Raw genomic sequence first — 12,511 nt, forward strand, 5'->3', positions numbered from 1 at the left:
GTTTCTTCACTTCTTTTTCTTAAAGATAAACAACTCACTTAGTTTGTCCAACTTCTTGCGAAGCACGATACCGACTCCAGTTTCCGTAATCTCGCCTTCGAGCACACTCTCATAGTTCTTGTCATAGAACAGACGGATATAGCGGGTTCCGGTTCTGTCCAGACGATATTCCAAAGAAATGTTGTCGATAAAGGATTCGGCATCATTCGTCGCATTCTCACCCTGAGACACCTTACCGCCGATTACAATCTGGAAGCGGTTGTTGAACAGACGTTGCGAATAACGGAAACTGTAATCCGTACGTTTGCTTCCTGTCTCCGAGTCATCGTGGTCTTCGACACCCACGGATAGACTCGCATTTTTCAGGTTGCCCATCAATGAGTTTATCTGGCTGCTCAATACGGAAGTCAAGGCAGAACCCATGTTCAACTTGCCAAATCCGCCACCACCGCCGCCAATCGGGCCGGTGCCGAGATAGGTTTTCATCACCATAATATACAGGGCTTGCTTACCACGCTCTTCCGCCCCCATGGCAGTCAACTCATTTTGCACAGTCGCATCTTCGGGAGCTGAGACATCGAACGCAAACGAAAGATTATCCAAACGGTTCTTGACAACGACAGAGACATCGAAATTAACCATGCGGCTTCCGCCATTCTCTCCTTCGGAGACGGACGCACGGATGCGGTCGGTCGCCTTGAAGTTCAGCATCGGATCCATCGGATTTCCCGTCCATTCCACATAGCTGCCATCATCAATAGCAAATTCTTTCGCGGCAATCACCGGTAAGGCATATTTCATCAAGCCGCCACTCAAAGTATAGCGTCCCGTCAGGGTCAAGTCACCTTGCGGAGTATATTTCATGGAGAGGTCACCACCACCTTCCAGTTCGATGCGGTTGTCATTGCTTGCATCCAAGTCGACTTTCACGCGGACGGACGGGTCGATATGCACCATCATTACCATATCCAGTCCTCCTAACGAGACGGTCGGCACTTCCTGTCGGACGACAGTCGTGGTATCGCTGAATGAGGTAAAGGTAACCAGACTTCCCAAGCGGTCCTGCACTGTCAAAGGTGAATCTGTCAAGACATAGGAGACATCGGTATTGCCCAAGAGACTTACATTCCCACGCATATTCAGTCCGTCCAAAGGTCCCTTCACCGTTGCCCGGAAGTCGGCAAATACTTTACCGTAGACCAGACTTTCACGGGTGCGTTTGGCATCCAGCAATGTATAATTCTGTGCCAGCATATTCAAATTCGCCATCGGACGACTCATATCACGGAAATCGACATAACCGTCAATGGTAAACGGATTCTTCGATGTAGTATAAATGGCGAATTTATCGAATAACAGCCGGTTGTTCTTTATCTGCACGGGGCGGTTGTCGAACACAAAACGTGCGCCATATTGACTGGAAAAAACAGCAACACTATCCAATACCAGTTCGCCGTTTATCAAAGGCTGCTCAGTGCTGCCCGTGATATTCAAGTTTCCGTCCATGTCACCGGACAGAGTGACCATCTGGTCGGGAATGAACGCATTCGCCACCCGGAGCGGGAAATGTTCCAGTGTCGTATTCACTTCCAGGCTGTCTTTGCCCGTCCGGGTAGGAAGCAGTTTTCCATCCGCCACCAGCACCTCCACCTGGTCGTGGTTCAGATAAGCGTTGAGATATTGTTTTCCCTGTTCGCCCGGCAGCCAGGTAGCCCCCAAAGCAATGTCACCGATACGCTGGCGTTCGTAAGTCAGTTCGTCAATAGACGCTTCGGCAGAGAGCTGCAAGTCTTTTTCAGTTTGTATATAGTGGGCTTCCAAAGAAAACAATCCGGTTACTTCGGGGAAATAAGGCAACACGCTCGTAATCTCTTGCAAGCGGATTCTGCGTATTTCCACATCTATATTCTGTAAAGACACCGTATCGCCCTGCATGGAATGAACCCTAAAGCCCATGCCTTCCTCGTCCCACATATCCACATTGGCATATACGCGCATATTCTTATGCAGATAAATCCAGTTGTGATTCTCGTTGAAATGGAACTGCTGAAAGGCGACAATCGGTTTTTCCGGAATCAGCGTGAAAGCTATTCCGTTGCCCTTTCCCTGTCCTTCGAACAGAGGGCGGGCGTTTACGCCCAATAATACTCCAGTCTCACCTTTACCATTCTTATAATCCACCAGCAATTCCGCATCGCGGTCGCGAATTTCTCCCGTCAAGGTAGTGGAGAAAGAGAATTGCGGATTCTTCGGGCCGTTTATCACTCCGGCACGCAACTTCATAAGCGTAGTGTCCTGTTTCACTGTGAAGAAGACGGTATCCAGTTGCAACGTGTCTACTTTCAGCGCATGAACCGCCGCCTTGCCATTGATTCCCCAATCGGGAGCCATGCCGAATTTCATGGAAGCGTCATGATAGGATATGTTCTTGGTAGCCAGGAAATAGGCTAACGGATTCTCTTTTCCTGCGGAGAAAGACAGGACAGCTGCCGGTAATGCTTTACGCAGTTCGGCGTGATTCAGTTCCTTCTCGTCAATCTGCTTCATCAGGACGTCCACAAAGCGGATAGACTGGCTAATCAGAGGATTGACACCGGAACGTGCACTCAGGTTGAGTTTCATGTCACCGGAAATAAAATGCGTAAACACCCGGTTCTGACGGGCTTCCGCAGAAAGATTGAAAGCAAGCGGGAGTTTCATCGGTTCGGGCATCAGCCCCAGTTCGTGCAAGTCGAGCCGGGTGACATCAACCGTCACTTTTCCGTCGGGATAGCTGTGTGCCAGATTATATTCGGCATCCGTCGTCATCTTCAACAGTTCATTATCACTCGTCAAGTTAGCTGTCACTAACGCACCTTTCAAATCTCCCGTCAGATGGACGTTGGAGAGATGGTATTGAGCATAATGCAATCGGTCTAAAGCCAAATCCAGTTTGGCATATGAACGATAAGACATCACATCCAGTCCGCGCCCGTCAGCGGCAGCAGAAAGGGAAAGCTCATAAATGGAGTCTTTCGGAAGGAAATGATGGAGTTGCAGGTTGTCTATTTTCAAGTCTGCCTTGTAAACCTCGGTGGCAGTATTTAATGCCGCGTTCACATTCATAGCCCCCTGCCCTTCTTTCAGATGCAGGTTTGCTTTGTATTCAGGACCTTTGATGTCTATCTGCGCAACGAGATTCATGCTGTCGGGGATGACAATCGTACCGTTAGGCACTTCACCGGACAAAGCAGTAAGGAAATTCAAGTTCTGCGTTTTCATCTTCAGACCGACGGTTCCCGAGCGGGTAATGCTATCAGCGAGGTTTTCGAGGATACCTCCGCCCTCTAAGGAGAATGCGCCCGGCAAGTCTGCCGTAAAGCGGGAAATCTGCATTTCTTTCAAGTTACCGTCCGTACCGGCACGGATGACAAGCGGACGAAAAGGATAGGCTTCCTTGAAGCTGTCCGGCAGTCCGCCAGTGAATAACATCACGTCCTCTTTGCCGATATACGCATTCAGGTTGGCAGACAAACGCCCCGTAGTCGGGATGTTGACAAGTTCCCAATAAGTATGAGCGGATAAATCTATTTCAGAATGAGGAGTTTGCAGTTTCAAGCCGGGTACACTGATGATTGAATCATTGGAGAATGCCCGTCCCGTCAGTGAAGTAACGCTCAATCCCGAACGTTCGTTCATAGTGAATTCACGGATGACAGCCTTCATATCCCTACCTTTATATAATAAGGAATCCAGCCCGATGCTGACATCACGGACGGCAATATGCGAAGCGTCGAAACCTTCGACGGGTTTAGCCGCACCAGTATCGTAGCTGGCGGAAGTGCCCGACAACAAAAATTGCTTCAGTCCATAGAACTGGTTCTTCAAGTCGGCTTGGGCATCGTCAATAGTCGCTTCACCGATATGCGCAGCCATCCGCATCGAATCAGCGGGAAGCTGCATACTGAACGATACGTTTTTCAGTTTCAGCTGATGAAGGTCTACTTTCCAGTTTACAGGAGCCGAAGCGGTGGTATCCTTGGGAGTAGTCGTGGTGTCGTTCATCAGCATCTGCACATGAGTGTCCGATAGTTCCGTCGCATTAATAACGGCTGTTTCGTTAGACAAATCGACACCGTGACTTTGCAGGAAGAAACGTCCCAATACACCTTTTATCTCCATGCCGTCTATCAAATTGGCAGAATTGAAAGCAACGCGGTTCAATGTCACTTCGTCCACCTCCACTTTCCCTTTGAGCAGCGGCCACGCCTGCACACGTACATTCAGGCTTTCCAGAGACAAGAGTGTGTCCGGCTGCTGAATCACCTCCACGCCACGAACCAACAGATTGAGCGGGAAACGAAGGTCGATTCGTTCCACCTGAATCTGCATGCCGGTTGCTTTAGAAGCATATGCAGTAACCTCCCGACGTATAAGATTCTGTACAGGAGGGACGTAAAGCAACACCATTAGTATTACAAAGAGTATTATAGGAGTAAGCAGAATCCAGCTTACCCGTCGTATCCATTTTCGTTTCATGTAAAAATGTGCCAGTATAAATTAAGTGACACAAAGTAAACAATTTATTTTTAGAAAAGGTTTGGATAAAGGCAAGAAAGATACGATGACCGGTCAAGGAGTAGGATATTTCCGCCTAATCGACACTTTTCATCGACGTTAAGTAATTTTCCGCTTCGCTGATTATAATACAAACGGTTGATAGTGCAGCCGATGCCGTATCGCTTATTTCAGTAGAGAAAGACTCTCCACGGCAGGATTCCAAAAACTTTAAAGGAGCTATTGCGTCCGATGCGCCTATCAACGTGAGGAGAGGGAGCAGTTTATGCGCCATGGCAGCTATCCCGTCCGTATCTTTGTCAACGAAGGCTTGTCGCATCCGTTCGACATTCTTTTTTGTCTCCTCAACAAAGGTCTGAATGATAGAATATGCCGCTTCCGGGTCATCCCCGGAGTAGGCGGTGAGTGCGGAAAAGTTTATTCCGGTGTTTACCATATCTTCTATGATGTGAACCTCATCAGCCGAAAGTTGCCCCTCGTTGACTATCATCAACAATTCTTTTACTGTAAACGGTTTATGCAGGCATCCGGCAAAGCCGTGCTCGCACAAGGCATCCTTATCCATTTCGCTGCGGGCGGTCACGGCAATCACAGGAATGGTCTTTGCCTGCGGAATGTTGGAAGCACGCAGGAGTTTTACCAAATCGAAGCCGTTGATAGCGGGCATTTGTATGTCTGTCAGCAATACATCAAAAACAGAAGTGCGGAGTTGTTCGATAAGCTCTTCGAGCTGCTCGCAACATACTGCGTCAACACCGTGCTGTTTCAGCATGGCTGCCGTCAGGCTGAGTTGGATCTTATCATCATCAATCAAGAGGACACGGATAACTTTCATCAGAGGAACGGCAGTTGCAGCTTCGTCAATATCCGCAGTTTCGTTTTCCGGGGATGATTGACTTTCCGGAATGGATTCGCCTACCGGATACAAGGGCAGAACTACTGTAAAGCAACTTCCCTCTCCCAGTTTGCTCTGCACATCAATCGTTCCTTCAAGCAGAACAACCAGTTTCTTCACGATGGATAATCCCAAGCCGAACCCTTCCTCTCCCTGGGCACCGGACAAACGGGTAAATTCTTGGAAAATGCGTTCGCGGTCTTCGGCTGCCATACCTTTTCCGCTATCTGCAATCGCTATCGTCAGCTTTGAAGAATCATATCGGGCTGTCAGCGTTATCTCGCCTTGTTGAGTAAACTTCACGGCATTAGACAGAAGGTTGTTCACAATCTGCCGAAGCCTCAGAGGGTCACTGACGTAACGTCCGTTCAATTCCGGAGCGACGTGGCACTGCAATGCCAATCCCTTGGCGACCGTCAACGGTTCAAAGCTGACATAGATTTCCTCGAACAACTGCGAAGGATTGAAAGTGACACGATTCACTTCCGCTTTATTAAGGTCAAGACGGTGGAAGTCGAGCAAGTCGCTGACTAGTTTCAAGAGATGTTCCGAGGAACTTTTCATGTTATCCAGGTAGAAGCGTTGCCGTTCGTCCTCCGTCAGACGGGACAGTAGTTCGGTATAACCCATGATGGATCCGAGCGGCGCTTTGAAGTCGTGGGTTATGGCGAGCATCAGTTTTTCACGGGCTACGAGCAGGTCTTCCGCCCGTTTGTTCGCTTCTTCCAACTGCCGACGGTAGCGGTTGCTGCGAGAGATGTCACGTACTATCAATACCAAGAAAAAGGCAGACAACAAAACCGCACCGATAGCGATTCCGGCAATGGTGCGTGCGGAGCGCATTCTTACCTCTTGTTGCATCTCAGCATCCTGACGGGCACGCAAAGTCATTTCTTCTTCGTATTGTTTTATCAGGCTATCCATTCTTGCCGTCAACTGCGAATTCATGCGTTGGTATTTAGTACTGGTGCGCCGGATTGTTCTTCGTCGTTGCAATCGTTTTTCTTCGGTAGCCATGCGAATCTTTTGCTGCAGGGAATCTTTAGAAGCAACCGGTTCCAAAATGGTATCCGTAGCGACTTCCAAAGATGTATTAACGAGTACGGCACTATCCTTGGAAGGAGCAAACACTTCCGCCAGTCTCTTGAAAAAACCTTTCTTATTGGGAGTAGTCAGCAGAGAGTCACGTTTAGTGATAACCCGATGCTGCACCCGTTGCTGAATTATAACAGAGTCTTGCTCGGAAATAATCTCTTCAATCTCCGAAGCGGAAAGCAGGCTGTCATTCGCTTCACTCAATACGCGGAGCATCTGGATGGTATTCTGGTCTTTCTCGTGAATCAGAGTCAGCAGGCTGTCTGTCCGCAGATTCTGCTGGTCGTCGGCAGCCGACAATGTCTCCATCTCATGATGCACAAACACCAGAGAAAAAAGAAGAATCGCAAGTAATAACGTGTAACCGATGGTTACTTTCAGTTTTGTGAAACGATAGGAAGCCATGCGATTTTAAGTATTAAATCATTAAGTATTAATTCGGGGAACGGAGAGTTTCGTCATATAGCGGAAACGCCACCAAAGCATTAATCCTGCACTTGTCAGTCCGAAAGGGAACGCCATCCAAACACCTACTGCTCCCCACCCCATCACGAAACCGCAGAAGTAACCTACAGGCAGGGAGATGATAAAGTATGCTATAAAGGCGATAACCATCATCAGTTTCACATCCGAGATTCCACGCAGAGCGTTGGCAAAAGTAATCTGCAATCCATCGCCAAACTGATAGATGAGGAAAGGGAATATAAGAGAAGTAACCATAGCAGCTACTTCCGGGCTGTCGGTAAACCAATTTCCCAAGTGATTGCGGCAAAGAAAGACAATAAAGGAAAGCACAACGCCCAATGTCATCATCAAATGAAAACCGGCATAGGCGGAACGACGCACATTGACTATGTCATTCTGTCCTTTGAAATTGCTGACACGGACAGCTACGGCAGCTCCCATCCCATAATACATCATAAAGGTGAATTGGGAAATTGCCAACATGACCTGGTGGGAAGCCAAAGCAATCGTCCCCAACCAACCAATCATGATGGCACTCAGGCTGAAAGAGGCTGTTTCCATTCCCATCTGGAAAGCAACCGGCCATCCGAGTCCGTTCAAACGGCCGAAAATGGCACGCGACCACCCCAGCCGGAGAAAACCGACTTTGTAGCGGACAAAACGCGAACTACGCGCAAAGATGATTATAAATACAACCACCATCACGATACGTGAAAACAGCGTGCTGACACCAGCTCCCAACAAGCCCAGTTCGGGAAAGCCGAGCTTTCCGTAAATCAGGATATAGTTGCCGATGATGTTCAATACATTTCCACTGAGCAGTATCCACATAGCGGTTTTGGTATCTGTGATTCCGTCTGTAAATTGTTTGAATCCATTAAAAATCATGACAAACACTAGGGAAGCAAGCAGCACCAGATAGTAAGGTTTAATCAGGGGAATCAATTCGTCCGGTTGTCCGAGATGCTCTATATTCAGATAAAGAACAGTCATACAGACAGTCAACAGAAGCGCAACCATCAGGTTTGCCAGCAGGCTGTTTCGCAGGGCTTGTCCGGCAGGCGCATATTGATGAGTACCGTACAGACCACCCACAACAGGTGTCAGTCCGTACGAGAATCCGGTACTGAAAATGATGGCAAGAGTAAACACATTATTCACGAAAGATGCTGCGCCCAGCTCTACCGTGCTATGATGCCCAATCATTAATGTATCGGCAAATCCGAGTATAATAACGCCTATCTGTCCAATAACAATAGGTAATCCGAGAAAAATTAGCGCTTTGTAATGAGTCTTATATATATCAAATAGTCTTTTCATTGTCCTTGTCTTATAAATACTTGTATGCCGCAAGTAAACCTTGCCGGACGCTACACCCTACTTTTATAATAGAGCACAACCCCGTTCTCCTTCCGGAAAGCGGATTGGGCTACTGTCCGCAATTGTTCTGCCGTGACAGAACGATAACGTTCTACTTCTTTTTCCATGTCTTCCGCCCGGCCAAGCAGTTCGAACCATGCCAAGTTGGTTGCTACATTCAAATAATTGATGTTGCCGAATATCTGGGTGGACTCAAATTTGTTCTTCACTTTTTCCAGTTCCTGTTCGTCAACCAGTTCTTGCTGCAACCGTTCCAGTTCTTCCCTTACTGCCGCTTCCGCCTGTTCCAGAGTGACACCAGCCGAAGGCTTTCCACTAATATGGAATAACCCTGCATCTACACTGCCTGAAATATAGGCATCTATGCTCGAAAATAACTGTTTCTGTTGTACCAAACGCTGGTTCAATCGACTGGAGCGCCCATTGCTCAACACATCCGACAGAATATCAAATGCATAATAATCCGGATGCCGATGATCGCACATATGAAAAGCCATGAACAAGGCATCGAGGGGAACATTCCGTTCTACCGTCAACCGGCGTTCTTCCGTCTGTTCCGGTTCCTGAGGCAGGTTCCGCTGGGGTACTTCCCGACGGGGAATAGGACCAAACCATTTTTCTGTCAGCGATACTGTTTCTTCGAAAGTGATATTTCCGGTTACGGACAGAATCGCATTATTCGGGGCATAAAAACGGAAAAAGAATGCTTTTACTTCTTCCAGCGTAGCATTGGCAATATGCGACAGGTCTTTGCCAATGGTAGGCCATTGATAAGGATGCGCCTGATAAGCCAAAGGGCGCAAAAGATGTCCTACATCTCCATAAGGCTGGTTCAGACAGCGTTGCTTGAACTCTTCCATGACCACTCCCCGCTGTACCTCCAGGCTCCGTTCGCTAAAGTCAAGACTCAACATCCGGTCGGATTCCAGCCAAAAGCCGGTTTCTACGTTCTGACGAGGTACAGTGAGGTAGTAATTGGTTATATCATTATTCGTCCAGGCATTATTCTCTCCACCCGCCAATTGAAGCGGCATGTCATAATCGGGAATATTCACCGACCCTCCGAACATCAGGTGTTCGAACAGATGGGCAAAACCGGTATGCTCGGGATCTTCGTCGCGAGCTCCCACATTATATAATATATTAAGGGCCACCATCTGCGTACTTTCATCTTGCGAATGTACCAACCGTAACCCATTGTCAAGAATGTGCCTGTTGATTTTCATATCATTTAGTCAAGTATTGCCGCTTTTATTATCTTCACATCTTCTTCGGGACGGTCACTACGGTCTGTTTTTACCTTCTGGATTTTATCCACCACATCCATACCTTCCACTACTTCGCCGAATACGGTATATTCACCGTCCAGATGCGGAGTCCCGCCTACGGTCGTATATGCTTCAATCTGTTCGGGGGTGAAGTGGAATTCCGGTTCCTTTGCCGACAATTCCTGTGCTTCCGTAAACAGTTTTTCCTGCAAATCGTAAAGACCGTTTTCGTCATTCTCCTTACGCATCTTATAAATTTCCTTCATATGCTTCTGCGCCAGTTTGTTGAAAATAACGTTGATTTTATTTTCATTCATCTGGCTTTCCATGCCGAGCAACGTAGAATCATTGTACACCTTACCTGTCACGATATAGAACTGACAACCGGAAGATTCTTTTTTCGGGTTCACATTATCTCCCTGACGGGCTGCCGACAAGGCGCCTTTCTTATGGAAATACTTCGGATATACAAATTCTGCCGGAATGGTGTAGCCGACATCACCTGCTCCAAGCATTTTCCCTTTCGGCGCGTTCTTTGAATCCGGGTCGCCTGCCTGAATCATAAAATCTTTGATGACACGATGGAACAGTGTCCCTTCATACATCCCCTCTTTCACCAGTTTGATAAAATTATCCCGATGCTTTGGTGTCTCATTGTACAACTTCACTTTGATATCTCCGGCAGTTGTCTCAATCTTTACCAATGTCTCTTTATCCATGTCTCCTCCTTTTTTTGTTCCAGTCTTGCAGGAAGTTAATCCGCAAAACGATATAGTTAATAATATCAATACAATCTTTTTCATTACGCTTTTATTTAATTTAAGTTTGCAAATATACCATTTTCGCCTAAATCATCTTACCTTTGTAGCTTAAAAGAATCAAAACCTGACATGATGAGCTCCATATTGATCGTTGAAGATGATATCACTTTTGGAATGATGCTAAAGACCTGGTTAGGCAAGAAGGGATTTGAAGTATCATCAGTGAGTAATATTGCACGTGCCCGAAAGCATATTGAAAGTCAGACTGTTGACTTGGTATTATCTGATTTACGGTTGCCCGATTACGAAGGTATCGATTTGTTGAAATGGATGAATGACCGGGGTATAAATATTCCGTTGATTATCATGACAGGATATGCGGATATTCAATCTGCCGTACTGGCGATGAAACTCGGAGCACGGGATTATATTGCCAAACCCGTAAATCCTGAAGAGTTGCTGAAGAAAATATCCGAGGCTTTGCAAACGGAAAGTAGTCCGGCGGTACCCCATTCTACAGCCCGGAACTCTTCCAGTCCTAAAAAAGGAAGTTCTAATTCACAAGACACTTCCGAAACTAACCATTCTTATCTGGAGGGAGAAAGTGATGCTGCCAAGCAGCTATACAATTATGTAGGATTGGTGGCTCCGACCAATATGTCCGTACTAATCAACGGTTCCAGCGGAACGGGAAAAGAATATGTGGCGCATCGTATCCATCAACTCAGCAAGAGAAGCGACAAACCGTTTATTGCTGTAGATTGCGGCTCTATCCCCAAAGAACTGGCAGCCTCCGAGTTTTTCGGTCATGTGAAAGGATCGTTTACGGGCGCACTGACGGACAAAACCGGAGCTTTCGTCGCAGCCAACGGCGGCACTATCTTTTTAGATGAAATCGGGAATCTTAGTTATGAGGTACAGATTCAACTGCTGCGTGCCCTGCAAGAGAGAAAGATACGTCCGGTCGGCTCTACCCAGGAAATATCCGTGGATATTCGTCTGGTATCCGCTACCAACGAGAATTTGGAGCAAGCGATTGAAAAAGGAACGTTCCGCGAGGACCTTTATCACCGTATCAATGAGTTTACGTTGCGGATGCCTGACCTGAAAGAACGAAAAGAAGATATTCTGCTCTTCGCCAACTTCTTCCTCGACCAGGCCAACAAGGAACTGGATAAGCATCTGGTTGGTTTTGACGCAAAGGCGTCACAGGCCTTGCTGAGTTATCACTGGCCGGGAAATCTACGCCAAATGAAGAACATCGTCAAAAGAGCGACTTTATTGGCACAAGGAAGTTTTATTACTTTATTGGAACTAGGAACAGAGTTGCTGGAAGCTCCGGTATCCACCGGTACTAGTATGGCACTCCGCAATGAAGAGACTGAAAAAGAACATATCCTGGAAGCATTGCGCCAAACCGGAAATAACAAGAGTAAAGCTGCGCAATTACTGGATATTGACCGGAAAACTTTATATAATAAGTTGAAGTTATATAATATTGATTTGTAGGCGACAAGCTAAAAAGCAGGGGGCACATTATTTTATTGGGAATCTAACGTATTATTTCAGTTTACCAATTTGAGGAATCTGTTTCAAAACAACCGTATCCGAAATATCAATCTCCGTCACTGCAGATTCGAGCATTTTCGTACGGTTTAGCTCATTCTTGTACGGGAATGAATGAGATTTTGTTTTCAATTACTGATTTGCATAAGTATAACATGAACTTTTGACTCATAAGTTCCACCGGTTTCACCTTATAACTGAAACATCGATGAATAAGGAGATAGCGGGTGAAAGCGTAGGAAAAAAACAGGTGAAGTCTTCCATTATCGCTTTCACCTTTTGAATTTATTTATACCGATTGCTGGGCATATATAGTCATCGTGCTGAATATATAGATGCAATACGGTGAGTATATAGATGCAATCTGTTGAATCTATAGATGTACCAATTCAAGTATTAATAGATGAGAACCAAGATATTAACACCTGACGACTAGGCTATTAACATCTGACAGTTCATCTGTTAATACCTGACAATGGATTTGCTATAAGCCTATTTTCATTAGCTATAAGGATATCCGGATT

7 protein-coding genes are annotated in these 12,511 nt (G+C 46.6%); 1 reads left to right on the forward strand and 6 read right to left on the reverse strand.

What is annotated here, in order from left to right; translation table 11 throughout:
• Positions 1-6 precede the first annotated feature (6 nt).
• The 5 genes from NSB03_RS09755 to NSB03_RS09775 all read right to left on the reverse strand — a co-directional run bounded on the left by NSB03_RS09755 (position 7) and on the right by NSB03_RS09775 (position 10,463).
• A complete protein-coding gene (locus NSB03_RS09755; protein WP_257466360.1) occupies positions 7-4,518 on the reverse strand; it encodes a translocation/assembly module TamB domain-containing protein in 4,512 nt (1,503 codons plus the stop codon).
• 115 nt (positions 4,519-4,633) lie between these two features.
• The gene (locus tag NSB03_RS09760) at positions 4,634-6,952 is read right to left on the reverse strand and encodes an ATP-binding protein (protein ID WP_024986959.1); all 2,319 of its coding nucleotides are present in this window, start codon (positions 6,950-6,952) and stop codon (positions 4,634-4,636) included.
• Between the two features lie 21 nt (positions 6,953-6,973).
• Positions 6,974-8,332 carry an MATE family efflux transporter gene (locus NSB03_RS09765; protein ID WP_024986958.1) on the reverse strand — a complete coding sequence of 453 codons (1,359 nt, stop codon included), beginning with the start codon at positions 8,330-8,332 and terminating at the stop codon, positions 6,974-6,976.
• A gap of 50 nt (positions 8,333-8,382) precedes the next feature.
• Positions 8,383-9,618, reverse strand: coding sequence for a M16 family metallopeptidase (locus NSB03_RS09770; RefSeq protein WP_024986957.1), 1,236 nt, complete (start codon positions 9,616-9,618; stop codon positions 8,383-8,385).
• A gap of 5 nt (positions 9,619-9,623) precedes the next feature.
• Entirely contained in the window at positions 9,624-10,463 is an 840-nt protein-coding gene (locus tag NSB03_RS09775) for a peptidylprolyl isomerase (RefSeq protein ID WP_024986956.1), read from the reverse strand.
• Between the two features lie 87 nt (positions 10,464-10,550).
• Between NSB03_RS09775 and NSB03_RS09780 the strand changes: the two genes are divergently transcribed.
• Positions 10,551-11,930 carry a sigma-54-dependent transcriptional regulator gene (locus NSB03_RS09780; RefSeq protein WP_024986955.1) on the forward strand — a complete coding sequence of 460 codons (1,380 nt, stop codon included), beginning with the start codon at positions 10,551-10,553 and terminating at the stop codon, positions 11,928-11,930.
• 51 nt (positions 11,931-11,981) lie between these two features.
• Here the strand turns inward: NSB03_RS09780 and NSB03_RS09785 are convergent, their stop codons facing one another.
• Positions 11,982-12,119 carry a hypothetical protein gene (locus NSB03_RS09785; protein WP_159102125.1) on the reverse strand — a complete coding sequence of 46 codons (138 nt, stop codon included), beginning with the start codon at positions 12,117-12,119 and terminating at the stop codon, positions 11,982-11,984.
• Positions 12,120-12,511: the final 392 nt, after the last annotated feature.

The sequence above is a fragment of the Bacteroides acidifaciens genome (assembly GCF_024623065.1).
In the GTDB taxonomy this organism is placed as follows: Bacteria; Bacteroidota; Bacteroidia; order Bacteroidales; family Bacteroidaceae; genus Bacteroides; species Bacteroides acidifaciens.